The sequence below is a fragment of the Variovorax glacialis genome (genome assembly GCF_051216375.1).
GTDB lineage: Bacteria > Pseudomonadota > Gammaproteobacteria > Burkholderiales > Burkholderiaceae_C > Variovorax.
This window is the reverse complement of the sequence record NZ_JBPJZT010000011.1, coordinates 37,694-58,965: the sequence shown is the minus strand read 5'-3', so window position 1 is coordinate 58,965 and position 21,272 is coordinate 37,694. Positions and strand designations below refer to the sequence as shown.

At 66.7% G+C, this 21,272-nt stretch carries 17 protein-coding genes; 6 read left to right on the top strand and 11 right to left on the bottom strand.

Going from position 1 to position 21,272, the window contains the following annotated elements:
• The first annotated feature begins 10 nt into the window (after positions 1–10).
• On the top strand, positions 11–1,510 hold the full coding sequence (locus tag ACSFBL_RS25290; RefSeq protein WP_435518569.1) for a CYTH and CHAD domain-containing protein: 1,500 nt from the start codon (positions 11–13) through the stop codon (positions 1,508–1,510).
• On the opposite strand, the gene ACSFBL_RS25285 is transcribed toward ACSFBL_RS25290, so the two are convergent.
• From ACSFBL_RS25285 to ACSFBL_RS25240, 10 genes are all read right to left on the bottom strand, one after another.
• Positions 1,507–2,436, bottom strand: coding sequence for a dihydrodipicolinate synthase family protein (locus ACSFBL_RS25285; RefSeq protein WP_435518568.1), 930 nt, complete (start codon positions 2,434–2,436; stop codon positions 1,507–1,509). The two genes, ACSFBL_RS25290 and ACSFBL_RS25285, sit on opposite strands and share 4 nt — an antisense overlap.
• Positions 2,437–2,452: 16 nt before the next feature.
• On the bottom strand, positions 2,453–4,189 hold the full coding sequence (locus tag ACSFBL_RS25280) for an IlvD/Edd family dehydratase (protein WP_435518567.1): 1,737 nt from the start codon (positions 4,187–4,189) through the stop codon (positions 2,453–2,455).
• Between the two features lie 34 nt (positions 4,190–4,223).
• The gene (gene yjfF, locus ACSFBL_RS25275; protein WP_435518566.1) at positions 4,224–5,258 is read right to left on the bottom strand and encodes a galactofuranose ABC transporter, permease protein YjfF; all 1,035 of its coding nucleotides are present in this window, start codon (positions 5,256–5,258) and stop codon (positions 4,224–4,226) included.
• Positions 5,255–6,322 carry an ABC transporter permease gene (locus ACSFBL_RS25270; protein WP_435518565.1) on the bottom strand — a complete coding sequence of 356 codons (1,068 nt, stop codon included), beginning with the start codon at positions 6,320–6,322 and terminating at the stop codon, positions 5,255–5,257. The genes yjfF and ACSFBL_RS25270 overlap by 4 nt, the downstream gene beginning before the upstream one ends.
• Positions 6,323–6,479: 157 nt before the next feature.
• Complete coding sequence (locus ACSFBL_RS25265) at positions 6,480–8,006, bottom strand: sugar ABC transporter ATP-binding protein (protein ID WP_435518564.1); 1,527 nt, start codon at positions 8,004–8,006, stop codon at positions 6,480–6,482.
• Entirely contained in the window at positions 8,003–9,220 is a 1,218-nt protein-coding gene (gene mmsB, locus ACSFBL_RS25260; RefSeq protein ID WP_435518563.1) for a multiple monosaccharide ABC transporter permease, read from the bottom strand. Before mmsB ends, ACSFBL_RS25265 begins: the two co-directional genes overlap by 4 nt.
• Before the next feature lie 131 nt (positions 9,221–9,351).
• Positions 9,352–10,872 (bottom strand): multiple monosaccharide ABC transporter ATP-binding protein, encoded by a 1,521-nt coding sequence (gene mmsA / locus ACSFBL_RS25255; RefSeq protein ID WP_435518677.1) that lies wholly within the window; start codon positions 10,870–10,872, stop codon positions 9,352–9,354.
• Between the two features lie 73 nt (positions 10,873–10,945).
• Positions 10,946–12,019, bottom strand: a complete 1,074-nt coding sequence (chvE, locus tag ACSFBL_RS25250) for a multiple monosaccharide ABC transporter substrate-binding protein (protein ID WP_435518562.1) — start codon at positions 12,017–12,019, stop codon at positions 10,946–10,948.
• Between the two features lie 161 nt (positions 12,020–12,180).
• Positions 12,181–13,146: an ABC transporter substrate-binding protein gene (locus ACSFBL_RS25245; protein ID WP_435518561.1), complete on the bottom strand. Its 966-nt coding sequence runs from the start codon at positions 13,144–13,146 to the stop codon at positions 12,181–12,183.
• 56 nt (positions 13,147–13,202) lie between these two features.
• Entirely contained in the window at positions 13,203–14,654 is a 1,452-nt protein-coding gene (locus ACSFBL_RS25240; protein WP_435518560.1) for an aldehyde dehydrogenase family protein, read from the bottom strand.
• A 90-nt stretch (positions 14,655–14,744) separates the two neighbouring features.
• On the opposite strand from ACSFBL_RS25240, the gene ACSFBL_RS25235 reads away from it, so the two are divergent.
• Positions 14,745–15,704, top strand: a complete 960-nt coding sequence (locus ACSFBL_RS25235) for a LysR family transcriptional regulator (protein ID WP_435518559.1) — start codon at positions 14,745–14,747, stop codon at positions 15,702–15,704.
• Between the two features lie 605 nt (positions 15,705–16,309).
• Positions 16,310–17,239: an SMP-30/gluconolactonase/LRE family protein gene (locus ACSFBL_RS25230; RefSeq protein ID WP_435518558.1), complete on the top strand. Its 930-nt coding sequence runs from the start codon at positions 16,310–16,312 to the stop codon at positions 17,237–17,239.
• Between the two features lie 7 nt (positions 17,240–17,246).
• On the opposite strand, the gene ACSFBL_RS25225 is transcribed toward ACSFBL_RS25230, so the two are convergent.
• Entirely contained in the window at positions 17,247–18,341 is a 1,095-nt protein-coding gene (locus tag ACSFBL_RS25225) for an AraC family transcriptional regulator (RefSeq protein WP_435518557.1), read from the bottom strand.
• Positions 18,342–18,368: 27 nt separating this feature from the next.
• Here ACSFBL_RS25225 and ACSFBL_RS25220 point away from each other — a divergent pair, with 27 nt between their 5' ends.
• From ACSFBL_RS25220 to ACSFBL_RS25210, 3 genes are all read left to right on the top strand, one after another.
• Positions 18,369–19,289 carry an NmrA family NAD(P)-binding protein gene (locus tag ACSFBL_RS25220; protein WP_435518556.1) on the top strand — a complete coding sequence of 307 codons (921 nt, stop codon included), beginning with the start codon at positions 18,369–18,371 and terminating at the stop codon, positions 19,287–19,289.
• A 148-nt stretch (positions 19,290–19,437) separates the two neighbouring features.
• A complete protein-coding gene (locus tag ACSFBL_RS25215) occupies positions 19,438–20,106 on the top strand; it encodes a response regulator transcription factor (protein WP_435518555.1) in 669 nt (222 codons plus the stop codon).
• Positions 20,107–20,312: 206 nt separating this feature from the next.
• Entirely contained in the window at positions 20,313–21,272 is a 960-nt protein-coding gene (locus ACSFBL_RS25210) for a formylglycine-generating enzyme family protein (protein WP_435518554.1), read from the top strand.

Genomic DNA, 21,272 nt, shown 5'->3' with positions numbered 1-21,272 from the left:
CACCCGCGCCGTGACCGAGTTCGAACTCAAATTCCAGATCGACCCTGCACACCAGGCCGCGGTCGAAACCGCGGTCGCAAGAGGACGCTCCTACCGCACCCGGCTGCGCGCGCGCTACTTCGACACTGCGGATGGCGCCCTGGCGGCGCATCGCATCGTGCTGCGGCTTCGCAAGGAAGGCGGCCAATGGGTGCAGACGGCCAAGGCGCCGACAAGCGGTCCGCTCGAACGTCACGAACACAACTTCGATCTGCCTGCCATGGGTGCTCGCGAAGTGCCCTTGCCGCGCATCGAGCGTCACGAGGGCACGCCCGTCGGCGAACTGATCACGAAGGTCTTGCGCGAGGCGGGACATGACCCGGCGATGGTCGCGCTTGTCGCGCTCTACGGCACCGACGTGTGGCGCACCACGCGCGAGATGCGAACCGGCGACGCACTGGTCGAACTCGCCTTCGACCGCGGCGAAGTGCGCGCGGGCGCCAACGCGAGGGCGCTGTGCGAGCTGGAGATCGAGCTGAAGCACGGCAGTCCACAGTCGATGCTCGAACTCGCGCAGCGCTGGCGCAACCGCTACGGGCTCTGGCTCGACACGGTGTCGAAGTCCGCGCGCGGCGAGCGGCTCGCGAAAGGCATTCAGCACGGTTCGCCCACCAAGGCGCAGCGGCCGGCGCTGGCAGACGATCTCACCGGCGCGCAGATCTTCCGGGCGGTGCTGAACAGCTGCCTGGCGCAGATCCTTCCCAACGCGAGTGAAGTCGCCGCGGGCAGCACCGACGCGGAGCACGTGCATCAGTTGCGGGTGGGCATCCGTCGCCTGCGGACCGCCCTGCGGGAGATGGCCGACCTCGCGCCGAGCATCGATCCGGCCTGGGAGCCGGCGCTGGTCGACGCATTTCGCGCACTCGGTGCCCAGCGCGATCGCGAGCATCTGCTGCAGACGTACCAGCCGCTAATCGAGGCCGTCGGCGGGCCACCCGTCGTGTGGCCGGCGCCCTCCGCCGGCATGCCCGAACCCGCAGAGGTCGCGAGCGGCGCGGCCTTCCAGACGGTCTTGATGCAACTGGTCGCGGCATCCCTTCCCGAAGAAGGCGCGGACGATGACGCCGAAGAAGGCGCCTCCCCCAGCGCGGTGCTGCGGAAGCGGCTTTCCGACCTGCATCGCAAGGTGGTGCGCGACGGCCGACGCTTCGAAGCGCTGGAGCCTACCGCGCAGCATCGCGTGCGCAAGCGCCTCAAGCGCCTGCGCTATCTCGGCGAGTTCGTCGCGCCGCTGTTCGGCGAACGGCAGGCCAGCCGCTACCTGAAGGGGCTGGAGCCGGCACAGGACGCACTCGGCAAGCACAACGACGACGCGGTGGCGATCGCCGCCTACCGTGACGCCGCCCCGCACGACGGGCGGGCGTGGTTCGCTGTCGGCTGGCTCAGCGCGAGGCAACCGGCCGATGCGGTGGAATGCCGCAAGGCACTCGACAAGATCGCCGAAGCCAAGCCTTTCTGGACGAAGCGCTAGCGCCCCCAGCGCAGCACCAGCGGATCGAGCCGCCGCGCCGTCTCGATCAGGCCGGCCCGCGTGTCCGGATGCATGGCCGGCAGCGGATGGCGCGGCGCCTCGCAGTCGATGACCCCGCCCTCCTTCATGAGCGCCTTGCAGGCCAGCAGGCCCGCCTGCCGGTTCTCGTAGTTGATCAGGGGTAGCCACCGCTGGTAGCGCTCGAAGGCCTGCTCCCGCCGCCCGGAGAGGTGGTCCATGATGATCGGCCGGATACCGTCGGGGTACCCGCCGCCCGTCATCGACCCCGTCGCGCCCGCGTCGAGGTCCGGCATCAGCGTGATGGCTTCCTCGCCGTCCCATGGCCCTTCGATCGCATCGCCGCCGAGCCGGATCAATTCGCGCAGCTTGGCCGCGGCGCCGGCGGTCTCGATCTTGAAGTACGCGACGTGTTCGATCTCCTTCGCCATGCACGCAAGGAATGGGGCCGAAAGCACGGTCCCGCTGGCCGGTGCGTCCTGGACCATGATGGGGATGTCGACCGCATCGGACAGGCGTGCATAGAACGCGTGGATCTGCGGCTCCGGCACGCGGAAGGTCGCGCCGTGGTACGGCGGCATCACCATGAGCATGGCCGCGCCCATCTCCTGCGCGCGACGGCTGCGCTCGGCACACACCTTGGTGCTGAAATGCGTGGTCGTGACGATCACCGGCACGCGACCCGCCACGTGTTCGAGGATGGTGCGCGTCAACACTTCGCGCTCCTCGTCCGACAGCACGAACTGCTCGGAGAAATTGGCGAGGATGCAGAGGCCGTCGGAGCCCGCGTCGATCATGAAGTCGACGCAGCGCTTCTGGCTCGCGAGGTCGAGTTCGCCCGATTCGGTGAAGGTGGTCGGCACGACCGGGAAGATGCCCTGGTAGCGGCGCTTCGTCGATGAGGTCATGGGGATGGTCTCCGGTTCAATGCGAATGGCGTGGCACGGCGGCGCCGCGGCAGCCGACGAGAAAGTCGAAATCGCAGCCTTCGTCCGCCTGCAGCACGTGCTCGACGTAGAGGCGCTGGTAGCCGCCGCCCTTGAGCGGCGCCACGTCGGCGGCGATCGCCTCCAGACGCGCGGCCAGTTCGGCATCGCTGATGTCGAGGTGCAGCCGGCCTGCGTGGCAGTCGAGCTCGATCCAGTCGCCGTCTCGCACCGCGGCAAGCGGCCCGCCGTCGGCCGCCTCGGGCGCGACGTGCAGCACGACGGTGCCGTAGGCGGTGCCGCTCATGCGTGCATCGGAGATGCGCACCATGTCCTTGATGCCCTGGCGCAGCAGCTTGGGCGGCAAGCCCATGTTGCCGACCTCGGCCATGCCGGGGTAGCCCTTGGGCCCGCAGTGCTTCATCACCAGCACCGAGTCGGCATCGACGTCGAGTTCCTCGTCGACGATGCGCTCCTTGTAGTGCTCCAGGTTCTCGAACACCACCGCGCGGCCACGGTGCTTGAGCAGTTCCGGCGATGCGGCCGACGGCTTCAGCACAGCGCCACGTGGCGACAGGTTGCCGCGCAGGATGCAGATGCCGCCGTCGTCGATGAGCGGCCGATCGAGCGGGCGGATCACCTCGTCGTTGTGGCTCGGCGCGTCGCGCACGTTGTCCCACAGCGACTTGCCGTTGACAGTGAGCGCATCCGGATGCGGCAGCAGGCCATGCTCGCCGAGCCGGCGCAGCACCGCCGGCAAGCCACCCGCGTAATAGAACTCCTCCATGAGGAAGCGGCCCGAGGGCATCAGGTCGACCAGCGTGGGCGTTCCTCGCCCGATGCGCGTCCAGTCCTCCAGTTCCAGCGGCACGCCGATGCGCCCCGCGATCGCCTTCAGGTGGATCACCGCGTTGGTGGAGCCGCCGATCGCCGCATTGGTGCGGATGGCATTTTCGAAAGCCTCGCGCGTGAGGATCTTCGACAGCGTCAGCCCTTCCCGCGCCATCTCGACCGCGCGCATGCCCGACATCTGCGCCAGCACGTAGCGCCGCGCATCGACCGCCGGAATCGCCGCGTTGTGCGGGAGCGAAGCGCCCAGCGCCTCGGCCATGCAGGCCATGGTCGAGGCCGTGCCCATGGTGTTGCAGGTGCCCGCCGAGCGCGACATGCCCGCCTCCGCCGAGAGGAACTGGTGCACGTTGATCTCGCCCGCCTTCATCGCCTCGTGCAACTGCCAGACCGCCGTGCCGGAGCCGATGTCGCGGCCTTCGAGCTTGCCGTTGAGCATCGGCCCTCCCGTGACGACGATGGCCGGGATGTCGCAGCTCGCCGCGCCCATCATCAGCGCGGGCGTCGTCTTGTCGCAGCCGGTGAGCAGCACGACGGCATCGATGGGGTTGCCGCGGATCGCCTCCTCCACATCCATGCTCGCGAGATTGCGCGTGAGCATCGCCGTCGGTCGCAGGTTCGATTCACCATTGGAGAACACCGGAAACTCCACCGGGAAGCCGCCCGCCTCCGAGATGCCACGCTTCACGTGCTCCGCGATCTTGCGGAAGTGCGCATTGCAAGGCGTCAGCTCCGACCAGGTGTTGCAGATGCCGATGATGGGCCGCCCGTCGAACTCGTGTTCGGGGATGCCCTGGTTCTTCATCCAGCTCCGGTACATGAAGCCGTTCTTGTCGGCCGTGCCGAACCATTCGGACGAGCGCAGTTTTCTCGGGGAGTCGGACATGCGATGGAATTCCGTAAAGGGGGAGGAGGCGTCGTCAGCGACGCTCCGCGGCACGCGCGGAGAACAGGCGTTGCAACAGGCAGAAGACGAAGAGCAGCACGCCGACCACGATGCGCGTCCACCAGGAGCTCAGCGTGCCGTCGAAGGAAATGAGCGTCTGGATGATGCCCAGCATCAGCACGCCGAACAGGGTGCCGACCACGTAGCCGACCCCGCCCGTGAGCAGCGTGCCGCCGATCACCACGGCCGCGATGGCGTCCAGTTCGAGGCCCACCGCGTGCAACCCGTAGCCCGAGAGCATGTAGAAGGTGAACACCACGCCACCCAGCGCGGAACAGAAGCCCGAGAGCGTGTAGACGCCGATCACCGTGGAGCGCACCGGCAGGCCCATCAGCAGCGCCGATTGCTCGTTGCCGCCGATGGCGTAAACGGTGCGCCCGAATGGCGTGTAGTGCGCCACGAACACCGCGAGCGCCACCATCGCCAACGCGATCAGCCCGCTGATCGTGATCGATGCGCCGCCCCACACCGGCAGGCGCCACTGCGACACTTCCGAATAGAACTCGTTGGTGATGCTGATCGAGTCGATGCTGATCAGGTAGCAGAGCCCGCGCGCGAGGAACATGCCGGCGAGCGTGACGATGAAGGGCTGCAGGCGGAAGCGCTCGATCAACAGCCCCATGAAGGCGCCGAACAGGGTGCCCATCACCAGCACCAGCGGAATCACGATGCCCGGGCTCCAGCCGTGCTTCTCGACCAGCGAGGCCGACACCATCGTGGTCAGCGCGATCACCGAACCGACCGAGAGGTCGATCCCGCCCGACAGGATCACGAAGGTCATGCCGACCGCGACGATGCAGAGGAAGGCGTTGTCGATCAGCAGGTTCAGGAACACCTGTGGCGAAAAGAAGCCGTCGTAGAAGACCGATCCCAGCGTCGCCATCAGCACGAAGAGCGAGATGGTCGCGGCCAGCGGCAGGTACTTCGGATTGAGCCGCGTGCGCGGGCGCTGCGCCGGCGCCGGGGGCTGCGGCGAACGTGCGGTGGATTCCGGCACGACGGCACTCATCGCACCATCTCCCCGCGCGGCGGCCGCTGCACCAGATGCCGAAGACTCGCGCGGAACTCGGCGGACTGCAGCAGCATCACGACGAACACCACCGCCGCCTTGACGACCAGGTTGATCTCCGGCGGCACGCCGAGCGAATAGATCCCGTAGGTCAGCGTCTGGATGATGAGCGCACCGATCACGCTGCCAACGAGGCTGAAGCGACCGCCCGTGAGCGCCGTGCCGCCCAGCGTGACGGCCAGGATCGCATCGAGCTCCAGCAGCTGGCCCGCGTTGTTCCCATCCGCGCTCTTGACGTTCGAGCTGATCAGCAGCCCGGCCACCCCCGCGCAGAAGCCGCAGAACATGTACGCGCCCACGATGATCCGCCGCGCGCGCACGCCGGCCACGCGCGCTGCATTCGGATTGATCCCCACCGACTGGATGAACAGCCCCAGCGCGCTGCGCGTGATCGCGAGGTACAGCACCGCGAACACCACCGCCGCGATGTAGACAGAAAACGGCAATCCGAACAGATAACCGCTCCCGATGAAGAAGAACGGCGCGTAGTAGATCGTGATGATCTGCCCGCCCGTGATCAGCTGCGCGATCCCGCGCCCCGCGACCATCAGGATCAGCGTCGCAATGATCGGCTGCATCCCCACGCGCGCCACCAGCAGCCCGTTCCACAACCCACAGACCGCCGCAACAGCCAGTGCCGTCACGATGGCCAGCCACATCGGAAAGCGACTGACCTCGGCGGCCGCGCCGTTGTTCACCACCAGCGACCCGCCGATCATCCAGGCCGCCAGCGCCGCCGCGATCGCCACCACGGCCCCCACGGAAATGTCGATGCCCCGCGTCGCGATGACCAGCGTCATCCCCAGCGAAACCAGCACCAGCGGCGCCGCGCGATTGAGAATGTCGATCAGGCTCCCGTACAAGTGCCCGCTCCGCACCTCGATGTGCAGGAAGCTGGCGTTGAACGCCGCATTGATCGCCAGCAGGATCAGCAAGGTAATCAAAGGCCACGCCAGCCGATGCCGAAAGATCCGCCCAACGATGGACATCGAGTCCGTACTCATGGCACCTCCACCATGCAGCAGAAACCAGAAACACCGCGGAACCGGCTCCGCCGGGCCGCCGGTGTTGCCCCCGGTAGGGGGTGGAGAGCGACACGAAGTGCGCGAGCCTGGGGGCGAGCAACAGCCACCACACGAAGTGCGCGAGCCTGGGGGCGAGTCATATTTCAGCGATCAGGTTGTAGACCGCGTCCTCCGTGGTCCCCGCGGGCAATTCGCCCACCTTGCGCCGTTCCCGCAGCACGGCGATGCGGTGCGAGACCCGCACCACCTCGTTCATCTCGGACGAGATGAACAGCACCGCCATCCCGCTGCGCGCAAGACGAAGGATCTCGTCCATGATTTCCTGCTTGGCCGCCACGTCGATGCCACGCGTCGGCTCGTCGAGGATCAGCAGGCGCGGGTCGATCGCCAGCCAGCGCGCCAGCAAGGCCTTCTGCTGGTTGCCGCCGGACAGCAGGCCGATGGGCGTGTCGACGCTGGCCGTCTTGATGCCCAGCGCCTTGACGAAGCGCTCCGCCAGCGCCGTCTGTTCCGCGCGCGACAAGGTGTTGCGCACGCCGAGGCGGGCCTGCAAAGCCAGCGCGATGTTCTCGCGCAGGGACAGGTCGGCCACGATGCCATCGGTCTTCCGCTCTTCGGGGCACAGCGCGAGGCCGTGCTTCACCGCATCCGCAGGGCTCGCGAGATCGACCGCGATGCCATCGATACGCAGGCTGCCCGCATCGGGCTTCGCGAGCCCGAACAGCAGCCGCGCGAGTTCGGTGCGGCCCGAACCCAGCAACCCGGCCAGGCCCACGATCTCGCCTGCGCGGACGGTGAGGTCCACGGGTTGCAATTGCCCGCGCTGGCCCAGCCCATCGGCCTGCAGCACCGCGGGCGCGCCCGCGTCGATGGGCGGGAGCTGCGCATGGCCGGTGGCCTGCGCGGCCAGTTCGCGCCCGACCATCGCGGCGATCAGCGCCTGCGGTCCCAGGTCGCCCGTCGCCCACTCGCCGACCCAGGCGCCGTTGCGCAACACGGTGATGCGGTCCGACACCGCGTAGACCTGGTTCAGGAAATGCGTGACGAACAGGATGGCCAGCCCCTCTCCCCGCAGCCGCCGCAGCACGCCGAACAGGCTCTTCACCTCCTCGTCGTCCAGGCTCGATGTCGGCTCGTCGAGGATCAGCACCTTCGACGACAACCCCAGCGCGCGCGCAATCGCCACCAATTGCTGGACCGCCACCGAGTAGCTGGAGAGCAGCCGCGTGACATCGATGTCCACGTCCAGCCGCGCCAGCAGCGCCCGTGCCTGCCGGTTCACCTCCGCCCAGTCGATACGGTAGCCCTGCGCCAGCCCCCGACGCGGATAGCGCCCCGAAAAGATGTTTTCGGCCACCGAGAGGTTCGGGCAAAGATTCACCTCCTGGTAGACCGTGCTGATGCCCATGCGCTGCGCCTCGAGCGGCGACGCGGGACGAATCGGCTGGCCGGCCAGCAGCATCTCGCCGCTGTCGGCCGCGTACACGCCGGTCAGGACCTTGATGAGCGTCGACTTGCCGGCGCCGTTCTGTCCCATCAGCGCATGGATCTCGCCCGCCCGCAGCCGCAGCGCCACGCCACGCAGCGCCGGCACGCCGTTGAACTGCTTGTCGATGCCGGTGAGCTGCAGCGCCGGTGCATCGGATGTGGAGGCGCTGTTCATTTGTTCTTGTTGTAGACGTCAATGAACACCGCAGCCAGAAGCACCAAACCCTTGATTACCTGTTGGTAATCGATGCCGATGCCCAGGATCGACATGCCGTTGTTCATCACCCCCATCACGAAGGCGCCGATCACCGCGCCCATGACCTTGCCCACGCCACCCGAAGCCGACGCACCGCCGATGAAGCACGCCGCGATCACGTCCAGCTCGAAGCCCAGGCCCGCCTTGGGCGTGGCCGTGTTGAGCCGCGCCGCGAACACCAGCCCCGCCAGCGCCGCCAGCACGCCCATGTTGACGAAGGTCAGGAAGGCCAGCCGCTGCGTCTTGACGCCCGACAGCCGCGCCGCCTTTTCGTTGCCGCCGAGCGCGTAGATGCGGCGGCCGACGGTGGTGCGGTTGGTGACGAAGTCGTAGGCCACGATCAGCACCGCCATCACGATCAGCACGTTGGGCAGTCCCTTGTAGGTCGCCAGCAGGTAGCTCAGAAGCAGGATGACGGCCGCGAAGAACAGATTCCTGGCGAGGAAGAAGGCATACGGTTCCTGCGCCATGCCGTGCTGCGCAAGCTTCGCGCGCCCGCGCAGCTTGAAGAACACCAGCGCGGCCGCAGCGAGCGCGCCGAGCAGCAGGGAAGTGGTGCGCAGGCTCTCGCCGCCAAACACATCGGGCACGAAGCCCGAGCTCAGTTTCTGGAAAGCCTCGGGAAACGGCCCCACCGACTGCCCCGCGAGCAGTGCCAGCGTGAGCCCCTTGAACACCAGCATGCCCGCCAGCGTGACGATGAAGGACGGGATCCTGAAGAAGGCCACGAACCAGCCCTGCGCCGCGCCAATCACGCCGCCGGCGATGAGGCACACGATGAAGGTCGGCACGAAGTGCCACTCGTACTCCACCATCAGCACCGCCGCGAGCGCGCCGATGAACCCGCACACGGAGCCCACCGACAGGTCGATGTGCCCGGCCACGATCACCAGCAGCATGCCGAGCGCCATGATCACGATGTAGCTGTTCTGCAGCAGCAGGTTGGTGAGATTCAGCGGCCGCATCAGCGTGCCGTCGGTCAGCACCTGGAACAGCACCATGATCGCGACCAGCGAGATCAGCATGCCGTATTCGCGCAGGTTGTTCTTGAGGAAGCCCGGATGCTCGCTCGTCGCACCTGCGTTCGGTTGACCCAGCGACGGAAGCGCTGTGGCGGACTTGTCAGCTTTCATTCGGATGCTCCAAGACCTGCAATGCGAGGCCAGAAACGCCGCGGAACCGGCTCTGCCGGGCCGCAGGGGTTGCCCCCAGAGAGGGGGTGCCCGAGCCACACGAAGTGGGCGAGGCTGGGGGTGAGCCCATGTCATGCATGGACGCTGCTCCCGGAGGCGACGATGACGCGCATTATTTTTTCCTGGCTGGCCTCGGCGGCAGGAAATTCGGCGACGAAGCGCCCTTCGTTCATCACATAGATGCGGTCGCACATGCCGAGCAACTCAGGCAATTCGGAAGAGATCATGAGAATGCCTTTGCCCTCGCTCGCGAGCTGGTCGATGATGGTGTAGATCTCGTACTTGGCGCCGACGTCGATGCCGCGCGTCGGTTCGTCGAGGATCAGCAATTCCGGCTTGGCGAAGAGCCACTTGCTCAGCACCACCTTCTGCTGGTTGCCACCCGAGAGGTTGACCACGCGCTGGTCCACGCCCGCGCAGCGGATGTTGAGCGCACGGCGATAGTCGTTCGCCACCTTGAACTCGCGGCCCTCGTCGATCACGCCGCGCTCCGACACGGCCGCGAGGTTCGCGAGACTCACGTTCTTGCGAATGTCCTCCTCCAGCACCAGGCCCGCGCTCTTGCGGTCCTCGGTGACGTAGGCGATGCCGTGGTCAATGGCCTTGCGGATCGTGCCGACGTCGACCTCCTTGCCGTGCATGTGGACCGAGCCGCTGATGCGCTGCCCGTAGGAGCGCCCGAACACGCTCATCGCGAACTCGGTGCGGCCCGCGCCCATCAGGCCCGCGATGCCGACGATCTCGCCGCGACGCACATGCAGGTCGACGCCCTTGATCTGCTCGCGGTCGGCATGCAGCGCATGGTGCACGCGCCAGTCGCGCACCTCGAAGATGGTCTCGCCGATCTTCGGCGTGCGGTCCGGGTAGCGGTGCGCCATGTCGCGCCCCACCATGCCGCGGATGATGCGGTCCTCGCTGATCGGCGCCGCGCGGCATTCCATCGTCTCGACCGTCGCGCCGTCGCGCAGCACCGTGATCGCGTCTGCGACCTTCGCGATCTCGTTGAGCTTGTGCGAGATGAGGATGGATGCGATGCCCTGCGCCTTGAGTTCCAGCAGCAGGTTGAGCAGCGCGTCGCTGTCGCTCTCGTTCAGGCTCGCGGTCGGCTCGTCGAGGATCAGCAGCTTGACCTCCTTCGACAGCGCCTTCGCGATCTCGACCAGTTGCTGCTTGCCGACGCCCAGGTTGGTGATGAGCGCGGTCGGCTGTTCCTTGAGCCCCACCTTGTCCAGCAGCTCCCGCGTGCGGGCGTAGGCCTCGAACCAGTCGATGACGCCGCCGCGCGCGATCTCGTTGCCGAGGAAGATGTTCTCCGCGATGGACAGCAGCGGCACCAGCGCCAGTTCCTGGTGAATGATGATGATGCCGAGCTTCTCGCTGTCGGCGATGTCCCTGAAGCGGCGCAGCTCGCCCTCGAAATGGATCTCGCCTTCGTACGAGTCGCAGGGGTACACGCCGCTGAGCACCTTCATCAGCGTGGACTTTCCCGCGCCGTTCTCGCCGACCACCGCATGGATCTCGCCGGCGCGTACCGCGAGGTTGACGTTGTCCAGCGCGTTCACCCCCGGAAAGGTCTTGGTGATGCCGCGCATCTCCAGAATCACTTCGTTCACCCTGTCTCCTTCGAGCCTGCGGGGCCGGACGGCCCCGCATCGCATGCCGCGGCTACTTGATCTGGCTCTCCTTGTAGTAGCCGCTGTCGACCAGTGTCTGCTTCCAGTTCGATGCATCGACGCTCACCGGCTTCAGCAGGTACGAAGGCACGACCTTCACGCCGTTGTTGTAGGTCTTGGTGTCGTTCACCTCCGGCTGCTTGCCTGCGAGCATCGCGTCCACCATGCCCACCGTGACCTTGGCCAGTTCGCGCGTGTCCTTGAACACGGTGGAAGTCTGCTCCTTCTTGAGGATCGACTTCACCGAGGGCACTTCGGCGTCCTGCCCCGTCACCACCGGCATGGGCTGCTGCGCCGTGCCGTAGCCCACGCCCTTGAGCGAGGAGATGATGCCGATCGACAGGCCGTCATAGGGCGAGAGCACCGCGTCCACGCGGTCCTTGGTGTAGTAGGCCGACAGCAGGTTGTCCATGCGCGCCTGCGCCACCGCGCCGTCCCAGCGCAGGGTCGAGACCTTGTCCATGCCCATCTGCTTGCTGCGCACCACCAGCTTGCCGCTGTCGATGTAGGGCTTCAGCACCGACATCGCGCCGTTGTAGAAGAAGAAGGCGTTGTTGTCGTCCGGCGACCCGCCGAAGAGCTCGATGTTGTAGGGCCCCTTGCCCTCCTTGAGCTTCAGCGCCTGCTCGATGTAGCTGGCCTGCAGCACGCCCACCTGGTAGTTGTCGAAGGTGGCGTAGTAGTCGACATTCTTCGAGCCCTTGATGAGCCGGTCGTACGCGATGACCTTCACCCCCTTGTCCGCCGCCTTCTGCAGCACATCCGACAGCGTGGTCCCGTCGATCGCCGCGATCACCAGCACCTTCGCGCCCTTCGTCACCATGTTTTCGACCTGCGCGAGCTGGTTCGGAATGTCGTCGTCCGCGTACTGCAGATCCGTCTTGTACCCCTTCTCGTTGAAGTACTTGACCATGTTCGACCCATCGGCAATCCACCGCGCCGACGACTTGGTAGGCATCGAGATCGCCACCAGCCCCTTGTCCTGCGCATGCACCAGCGGCGCCACGCCAACGATCAAGGTCGCCGCAGCACCCGCAAGCAGTGTCTTCAAGAAATTCCGCTTCATATCAAAGTCTCCTATGTGTAAATGATCCACTGCCTTGGAACCCACGCGGCCGCGAAGCGCGCCGCCCTTCGCAGGCTGCCGCGGAACCGGCTTCGCCGGGCCGCAGGCAGCGCCCCCTGAAAGGGGGGAGGCGGCCACACGAAGTGGGCAAGCAACGGGGGTCAGTACTTCCTATTCGGAAATTCGGCCTTCGCCACCTCCATCGGGAAGATCCCTTCCTTCGTCAGAATGCGCTTCGGAATCGGCTTGCCCGCCTTGATGTCCTTCACCGCGCTCATCAGTTGCGGGCCAAGCAGCGGGCTGCATTCGACCGACACGTTGAGCTTCCCGGCCATCATGGCTTCGAACGCGCCCTTCACCGCATCGATCGAGATGATGATGATGTCCTGCGCCGGCTTCATGCCCGCTTCCTCGATGGCCTGGATCGCGCCGATGGCCATGTCGTCGTTGTGCGCGTAGAGCACGTTGATCTTCTTGCCTTCCGCCTTCAGGAAGGCTTCCATCACTTCCTTGCCCTTCGCGCGGGTGAAGTCGCCGGTCTGCGAGCGGATGATCTTGAACTTCGGATCCTTGCCGATGATTTCCTCGAAGCCCTTCTTGCGGTCGATCGCCGGCGCCGAGCCCACCGTGCCCTGCAGCTCGACGATGTTGATCGGGCCCGCATTGCCCTTCTCCTTCTCGACCAGCCAGCGGCCGGCCTTGCGGCCTTCCTCGACGAAGTCCGAGCCCATGAAGGTGACGTAGAGCGAATCGTCCTTGGTGTTGACGGAGCGGTCGGTCAGCACCACCGGGATGTTGGCGGCCTTGGCTTCCTTCAGCACGGTTTCCCAGCCCGACTCGACCACCGGCGAGAAGGCGATGACGTCGACCTTCTGCGCGATGTACGAGCGGATCGCCTTGATCTGGTTCTCCTGCTTCTGCTGCGCGTCGGAGAACTTGAGATCGATGTCGGACTCCTTCGCGGCCGACTTGATCGACTCGGTGTTGGCGGTGCGCCATTCGCTTTCCGCGCCCACCTGGGCAAAGCCCAGGACGACCTTCTTCTGCGCGAACGCCGTGGCGGGCAGCAGCGAGGACAGGGACGCGCTGGCGAGCGCGATGTTGAGCGTGCGACGGTTCAGTTTCATGTTGTCTCCTGGTTGACGTGGTGAAAGAAACTCTTCTTCTCTTTTTCTCTGGTCGCTCAGGCCAGCACGTAGCCGGTCTTGACGGTCGTGTAGAACTCCGCGGCGTGGCGGCCCTGCTCGCGCGGTCCGTAGCTCGATGCCTTGCGACCGCCGAAGGGCACGTGGTAGTCGACGCCGGCGGTCGGCAGGTTGACCATGGTCATGCCGACCTTCGCATGGCGCTTGAAGTGCATCGCCCTCGCGAGTGATGTCGTGCAGATGCCGGCGCACAGGCCGAAGGGCGTGTCGTTGGCGAGCGCCAGCGCGTGCTCGTAGTCGTCGGCGCGCAGCACGCAGGCCACGGGCCCGAAGATCTCCTCGCGCGCCACGGTGTGCTCCGGCCGCGCGAGGAACAGCGCCGGATTCATGTAGTAGCCCGGCGTCGCGCGGTTCACGCGTTCGCCGCCGCCCACGAGTTCGGCGCCTTCCGCGGTCGCGCTCTCGATGGCGGCGAGGTTCCGCTCCAGTTGCTGCCTGTCGACGACCGGCCCGATGTCGGTGCCCTGCGTCAGCGCGTGTCCGATCTTGAGCGCCGCGAGCCGGTGGCGAACGCGCGCCACGAAGGCATCGTGCACCGGCGCCTCGACGATCAGGCGGCTCGACGCCGTGCAGCGCTGCCCGGTCGAGAAGTAGGCGCCCTGGACGGCGCAGTCGACGGCCCGGTCGAGGTCCGCATCGGCCAGCACCACGAGCGGATTCTTGCCGCCCATCTCCAGCTGCACCTTGGCATGGCGGCGCGTGGCCGCCTGCAGGATGTGCTCGCCGGTCGCCACCGAGCCGGTGAAGCTGATCGCATCCACCAGCGGGCTGTCCACGATGGTCTGCCCCACTTCACGCCCGCTGCCCATCACCAGGTTGAAAGTCCCGGCCGGCAGCGCTGCGCGGCTGATGATCTCGGCCAGAGCCCAGCCGCAGGCCGGCACCAGTTCGGCCGGCTTGAACACGACGCTGTTGCCGTAGGCCAGCGCCGGCGCGATCTTCCAGGCCGGGATGGCGAGCGGAAAATTCCACGGCGCGATGAGTCCGACGATGCCCACCGGCTCGCGCGTGATGTCGACCTGCACGCCGGGTCGCACGGAAGCCACAGTCTGCGCGTCGCCGCGCAAAGCCTCGCCGGCGAAGAACTTGAAGATGTGCCCCGCCCTCGCCGCTTCACCAATGGCCTCGGGCAGTGTCTTGCCCTCTTCGCGGGCGAGGAGTGCGCCGAGTTCTTCGCGGCGAGCGAGGATTTCGCTGCCGATCTGGTCGAGCACATCGGCCCGCCGCTGCGGCGTGGTCAGGCTCCAGTGAGGAAACGCATCGGCTGCGGCGCGGATCGCCAGCTCGGTCTGGTTGCGGTCGGCACGCGCGTATTCGGCGACCACCTCGCGGGTGTCGGACGGGTTTTCGCTGATGCCCGTGGTGACGCCCGTCTCCCAGCGGCCGTTGATGAACTGCCGTGCGTTCTGTTGGAGATCACTGCGCTTCAAAGTGGGGCGAGTGTAGGAATCGCACCAATATCTTTCCAATCAATATTTGGATGGAATAGATATCAGAAGCAGCATTCAGGTAAACCCCACATGACCAACTACACGCACTGGTTCATCCGTGCGCGACTCAAGACTCGGCAACTCCTGCTGCTGGTGGCACTGGCCGAGGAAGGCAACATCCATCGCGCGGCCCAGGTGCTGAACATGACCCAGCCCGGCGCCTCGAAGCTCCTGAAGGATCTGGAGGACGTACTCGAAGTCCCGTTGTTCGATCGCCTGCCGCGCGGCATGCGGCCGACCTGGTATGGCGAGACGATGATCCGCCATGCCCGCATCGCACTCGCGAGCCTGAACCAGGCGCACGACGAACTCACGGCCCTGAAGGCGGGCAGTGCCGGGCAGGTGAACATCGGCGCGATCACGGCGCCGGGCCTGGTGCTGTTGCCGCCGGCGGTCGCGGCAGTGAAGCGCGAGCATCCGAACCTCCGCGTGTCGCTGGAGATCGAGACCAGCCCGGTGCTGCTGGAACGACTCGAGCAGGGCAAGCTGGATCTGCTGGTGGCACGGCTTTTCGCGGAGCACGACAAGACGAACCTGCGCTACGAGGCACTCACTGAAGAGCCGGTCTGCGCGCTGGTGCGACCGGGGCATCCGCTGCTGGGCATGACGGGCCTCGGGTTGCGCGACCTGGTATCGGCGGGCTGGATCGTGCCACCTGCAGGCAGCGTGCTGCGCCATCGCTTCGAACTCATGTTCCAGGAGGAAGGACTCGCGCCGCCCATCAACATCATCGAAACGGCGGCGCTGCTCTTCATCACGCGCATGCTGCAGCAGAGCGACATGGTGGCCGTGCTTGCGACCGATGTGGCGCGCTATTACGCGGCGCACGGCATCGTTGCGCTGCTGCCTGTCGAGATGCCTTGCCACATGGATGCGTTCGGGATCATCACGCGTACCGACCGGCTGATGTCGCCTGCGGCCAAGGTGATGATGAAGGCTTTGAAGATTCAGAGCTTCAGTGCTTATGGGAGGCGGCTGGAGGTTGATTGAATTTGCGGTTTTTATCGTTGGGGTGGCGTCGTCGGGCGGTGTGCCCTGGGCTGGCCGACGTCACCGGCCGCTTCGCGGCTGCCCTGCGCTGCTCACGGTACGCGGGGTCCGCGCAAACTCACTCCACTTCGTTCCGTTCAAACACGCGCGGCCCTTTTTCCGCGCACCGCTGCGCTGCTCGGCGGTGCCTCAACGGCCATCCCAGGGCACACCGCCCGACGACGCTGGACGTGATGGTTGAACTGTCCGCATCACACTGCGTGATCACACGCAGGCCGGCGACGTTGGAGACGCACGCAATCGTCGCGCCCCCCCCCGGAGCCCGGCAGGCGGTGCGCCCTGGACGACCCCTCTGCGCCGCTGAGGAGCGCAGCTTCAGGCGGATCAGGGCCGCGCGTGTTTGAGCCGCAGGCGAGTTTGCGCGGACCCCGCCTGAAGCGAGCACCGGAAGGGAGCCCGAAGGGCCGGCGCAGCGGGGTCGCCCAGGGCGCACCGCCTGCCGGGCGCCCGCCCCAACGCATTCATACTTCCCATCCCCCAAAGAAAAGCACACAGTTGCGGCCTTCATCGCAGCGCACGCCACCACCAAAAATAGGAGACAGCCCTTGAACACAACCCAATCGACCGCCTGCCCCCGAACCCCGGCCATCCTGGAAGCCCCCCGCTGCATCTGGCCCGCCGCCGCGACATTGGGCGAAGGCACCCTGTGGTCGCAGAAAGAGCAGGCGCTCTACTGGGTCGACATCCTCGAACGCAAGCTGTACCGATTCGACCCGGCCACCAACGGCCAGACAAGCTGGAGCTTCGACGAGGAAATCTCCGCCGTCGCCGAGCGTGCCCATGCACCCGGCCTCATCGTCACCTTGCGCCGCGGCTTCGCACTCTTCGACCCCGCCACCGCAGACGTTCCACCCAAGTACCTGCACCAGCCCGAACCCGAACTCACGGCCAACCGCTTCAACGACGGCAAATGCGATCCCCAGGGCCGCTTCTGGGGCGGCACCATGGACGCAGCATGCGAGGCCCCGACCGGCTCCCTCTACCGCTTCGACCCCGACGGCCGCTGTACCCGCCACGACCAGGGCTTTGCCGTCACCAACGGACCGACCTGGTCGCTCGATGGCCGCACCCTGTACTTCAACGACACCGTCACCAGTCGCATCTACGCCTACGACTTCGATACCGATTCCGGCAACCTGTCCAACAAGCGCCAATGGCACCGCTTTGCACGCGGCGATGGATTCCCGGATGGCATGACCACGGACGCCGCCGGACGCCTCTGGATCGCCCACTGGGGCGGTGCATCCGTGAGCTGCCACGATCCGGTCAGCGCCAACGAGATCTGCCGCATCGCACTGCCGACCAGCCACATCACCAATTGCGCATTCGGTGGGCCCGATCTGCGCACGCTCTATATCACCAGCGCTACCAGCGGCCTCACACCCGAACAACGCCAGGCCGAACCCGACGCGGGCGGACTCTTCGCCGTGCAACTCGACGTCCCCGGCCTGCCCGCACCGCTGTTCGGCGGCTGAGCGCGGCTCACGCGCGCAGTCGAACGTCCTCCGCCGCCGGGCGCCTGCGCCGGGCCGCACCCGGCGACACACCCATGTAGCGCTTGAAGGACCGGCTGAACGCCGCCTCCGACTGATACCCGAAACGGCTCGCCAGATCGCAGAGCCGCGCATCCTTCTCCTGCAGCGAGTTGAGCGCGAGGTGCATCCGCCAGCGCGCCACGTAGCGCATCGCCGGCTCACCCACCAGCGCCGTGAAACGCGCGGCAAAAGCCGAACGCGACATCGCCACCTCCCGCGCCAGCGCCGCCACCGTCCAGGCCCGCGCGGCGTCCCGGTGGATCAGCGCAATCGCACGCCCGATCTGCCGATCTTGCAAGGCGCCGAGCCAGCCGGTCTGCGCGGCCGGGTCCTTCGCCATCCAGGCGCGGATCGCCTGCACCACCAGGATGTCGGCCAGCCGCGTGATGACCGTCTCGCCGCCCGGTTGCAGCGCCTGCGCCTCGATCGCCATCAGGCGAAGCAGGCTGCCGACCCAGTCGAAGTCGCGCGAGCCCGGGGCGTCGATGCGGATCACTGGGGGCAGCAGCTTCACGAGCTGGTGCGCGGCCGGGTGATCGAAGCGCACCGCGCCACAAACCAGCTGCGTCGGCGATCCGCCGGCGCCATGCCGCAGGATCTCGTAGCGCTCGCTGACCTGCTCGCGCGGCAGGTCGAACAGCTTCGCGGTGGCGGCGCCGGGCTCGCTCGTGAGACAGTGGCCTTCGCCGTGCGGCACGAGCGCGAACTCGCCCGGCTGAAGCAATTGAGGCTCGGCCCCGCCCACCTCCAGCCAGCACTGGCCGGACGTCACGACATGGAACATCAGGCTGTCCCCCATGGGCGGCAGCGCCAGGCCCCAGGGCGCAGTGAACTCCGACCGGCAATAGAAGATGCCGCTCATCCGCAGGAAGTGCAGGGCCTCGCCGAGCGGATCGACTGGGGCCAGGGCGTCCTTGAGGTTCATGCGGCGCAAGTATGCGCAGCGCGCACCCCATCGTCCAGCGCGCCCGGACGCAAGAACATGAATCGCGGACCATTCGACATTGATGCGCCGGCCTTCGGACACGATAGTGGACTTCATGCAAACCACCCTTCAGGAGCAAGCAGCATGAACATCACTGTCATGGGCGCCACCGGCCTCACCGGATCGAAGATCACCCACCTGTTGTTGAAAGCGGGCGTCCATGTTCGCGCGCTGGGCCGAAGCGAGGAAAAGCTCGCGGCGCTGCAGCATGCGGGCGCCGATGCGCGGGCTGGCGATGTCGGCGATGCCGGCTTCCTGTCCGAGGCCTTTCACGGCGCGGATGCCGTCTACACCTTGCTGGCGACGGATCGCCATGCGCCGGACTACGCCGCCCGCCAGGCGCGCGAGGGTGAAGCCATCGCCCGCGCCATCCGCGACAGCGGCGTCACCCGCGTCGTCGCGCTCAGCAGCCTCGGCGCGGACCTGCCCGGAGCGACCGGCGTGATCGCAAGCCTCCGCGCCCAGGAAGAACGACTGCGGCGCATCGCCGGGCTGGACCTGTTCCTGCTTCGCGCCGCGTCCTTCTTCGAGAACTTCATCGAGACCCTGGAATGGGTCCGGCAAACGGGCGTCCTGGCCGATGCCGTCGACCCGGACCTCCCCATGCCGATGGTGGCAGCCGACGACATTGCCGCGGCGGCGGCCGAGGCGCTGCTGGCGCCGGATTGGCACGGCGTCGCCGTCAAGGAGCTGCCCGGTCCGCGCGACCTGAGCCACATCGAGATCGCCCGCATCCTCGGCAAGCGCATTGGCGAGCCCGAACTGCCTTACGTCCGGCTTTCCGATTCCGACATGGCCGACGCACTTGTCGGCGCGGGCCTCTCGGCCGATTTCGCCGGTCTCTATCTCGAAATGACACGCGCCTTTAACGCAAGGATGATCCACTCGGACCCTGGTCCGACCGACCGGAGCAGCACGCCCACGGACTTCGAGGACTTCGCCGCCGGGCTCGCCGCCGCGTACGAAGCTTTACCTTCGCCCCCATCGATCAGTAAGACAAAGTAGCTACATTTTCAAGCCCCATTGGGGGCTCTTACACCAAAGGGCAGGTTGTCATGCACCTTGGGTCCGTGTTCAATGCTCCTCGAATCCTCGCTGTATCAGCGCCAACCTTGAAGGGCCGTCGCGTCGGGACGGGCCCGGGAGACGTGGAATGAGTGAACAGACGGCTTTGAGTCCAGCGGAGGTGGAAACACCCATCATTCGATTGATCGATGACGATGCGTCCTTCCGGCGCGCGGTCCAGAGGCTGCTCCGGACGGCCGGGTATCGCGTCGCGGAGTACGGATCCGTGGGCGAAATGCTGCTCGAAGGCATCGGGAGTGCACCGGGCTGCCTGGTGCTGGACATCCACATGCCCGGCCCCAGCGGGCTGGACCTGCAGGAAATGATCGCCACCCAACCGGAGCCGCTGCCGGTGATCTTCGTGACAGCCGAGGCGACGGTGCACGAAACGCTGCGCGCCATGAAGGCCGGGGCGGCAGACTTTCTTTTCAAGCCCGTGGATGGCGAGGCCTTGCTGTCCGTCGTGAACAAGGCCGTGCAGGAAGACGCCGTCCGTCGCCAGGCGCACCGCCGGCTGTCGGCCTTGCAGACGCGCTACTCGCGGCTGAGCCCGCGCGAGCGCCAGGTGCTCGACATGGTCGTCAACGGCGCGCTCAACAAGCAGATCAGCGCCGAGCTCGGCGCGGCGGAGCGCACCGTCAAGGCCCATCGCGCGCACGTCATGGAAAAGATGGAGGTCAGCTCGCTGGCCGATCTGGTCCGGGCAGTGGGGCAATTGGGCGTGGCGTCCGAGTCCTACGGCCGCGTCAGCGCCTGAGCGCCATCCTGCGCGGCAGGCGCTCGCCCGAATGGGCGGCTGGTCCCAGGCCGGCCACCCGGATTGCGTCGACCCGAGGTTCGCCGCTCGTCGGCGCCTCGCTTCCCTCTCGCCTGCCCCAAAGTGCAGGCGGTGTTGCCCGCAAGGCCGATGGGCAATGCACACTGACGCCTCCATCATCGATTCAATGAGACTGGCGATCCATCATGACGACTGAGCTGAAGAGCGCAACGCGGACCGAAGGCATGGTCTGGATTCCCGACGGCAATTTCCTGATGGGGTCCGACAAGCACTATCCCGAAGAGGCTCCGACCCACAAGGTGGCGGTGAAGGGTTTCTGGATCGACACGCACACGGTGACCAACACCGAGTTCAAGCGCTTCGTGGAGGCGACCGGCCACGTCACACTGGCCGAGCGTCCGGCGCGCGCGGAGGACTATCCCGGCGCCGACCCTGCGCTGCTCGCGCCCTCCTCCGTCGTGTTCCGCAAGACCCCGGGGCCGGTGGACATGGGCAATCCCTACAACTGGTGGACCTACCAGCGCGGCGCCGACTGGCGTCACCCGCGCGGACCCGGCAGTTCGCTGCAGGGGCTGTGGAAACATCCGGTGGTGCACGTCGCCTTCGAGGATGCCGAGGCCTATGCGAAGTGGGCCGGCAAGGAACTCCCGACGGAAGCCGAATGGGAGTACGCCGCACGCGGCGGCCTCGAGGGCGCCGAATACACCTGGGGCGACGAGTTCAGCCCCCGCGGCAAGATGATGGCCAACACCTGGCAGGGCGAATTTCCCTGGCAGAACCTGCTGCAGGACGGCTACGAGTGGACCGCGCCGGTCGGCTCGTTCCCGCCCAACGCGTACGGCCTCTACGACATGGCCGGCAACGTCTGGGAATGGACCACCGACTGGTACCAGGAGCACGGCAAGATCGCCCATGCATGCTGCACGCTCGACAACCCGCGCGGAGCCAGGATCGAAGACAGCTTCGACCCGCGAACGCCGGACGTCCGCATCCCGCGCCGGGTGATGAAGGGCGGCTCCCACCTGTGCGCACCCAACTACTGCCATCGCTATCGGCCCGCGGCCCGGATGGCGCAGCCGATCGACACCGCAACCTGCCACCTGGGCTTCCGCTGCATCGTGCGAAAGGACCCGCCGTCCCCATGA

Coding starts and splice junctions, on each gene's coding strand:
- ACSFBL_RS25285 (WP_435518568.1), bottom strand. CDS start 2,436: ATGACCTCATCGACGAAGCGCCGCTACCAGGGCATCTTCCCGGTCGTG.
- ACSFBL_RS25280 (WP_435518567.1), bottom strand. CDS start 4,189: ATGTCCGACTCCCCGAGAAAACTGCGCTCGTCCGAATGGTTCGGCACG.
- yjfF (WP_435518566.1), bottom strand. CDS start 5,258: ATGAGTGCCGTCGTGCCGGAATCCACCGCACGTTCGCCGCAGCCCCCG.
- ACSFBL_RS25270 (WP_435518565.1), bottom strand. CDS start 6,322: ATGAGTACGGACTCGATGTCCATCGTTGGGCGGATCTTTCGGCATCGG.
- ACSFBL_RS25265 (WP_435518564.1), bottom strand. CDS start 8,006: ATGAACAGCGCCTCCACATCCGATGCACCGGCGCTGCAGCTCACCGGC.
- mmsB (WP_435518563.1), bottom strand. CDS start 9,220: ATGAAAGCTGACAAGTCCGCCACAGCGCTTCCGTCGCTGGGTCAACCG.
- mmsA (WP_435518677.1), bottom strand. CDS start 10,872: ATGCGCGGCATCACCAAGACCTTTCCGGGGGTGAACGCGCTGGACAAC.
- chvE (WP_435518562.1), bottom strand. CDS start 12,019: ATGAAGCGGAATTTCTTGAAGACACTGCTTGCGGGTGCTGCGGCGACC.
- ACSFBL_RS25245 (WP_435518561.1), bottom strand. CDS start 13,146: ATGAAACTGAACCGTCGCACGCTCAACATCGCGCTCGCCAGCGCGTCC.
- ACSFBL_RS25235 (WP_435518559.1), top strand. CDS start 14,745: ATGACCAACTACACGCACTGGTTCATCCGTGCGCGACTCAAGACTCGG.
- ACSFBL_RS25225 (WP_435518557.1), bottom strand. CDS start 18,341: ATGAAGTCCACTATCGTGTCCGAAGGCCGGCGCATCAATGTCGAATGG.
- ACSFBL_RS25220 (WP_435518556.1), top strand. CDS start 18,369: ATGAACATCACTGTCATGGGCGCCACCGGCCTCACCGGATCGAAGATC.
- ACSFBL_RS25215 (WP_435518555.1), top strand. CDS start 19,438: ATGAGTGAACAGACGGCTTTGAGTCCAGCGGAGGTGGAAACACCCATC.
- ACSFBL_RS25210 (WP_435518554.1), top strand. CDS start 20,313: ATGACGACTGAGCTGAAGAGCGCAACGCGGACCGAAGGCATGGTCTGG.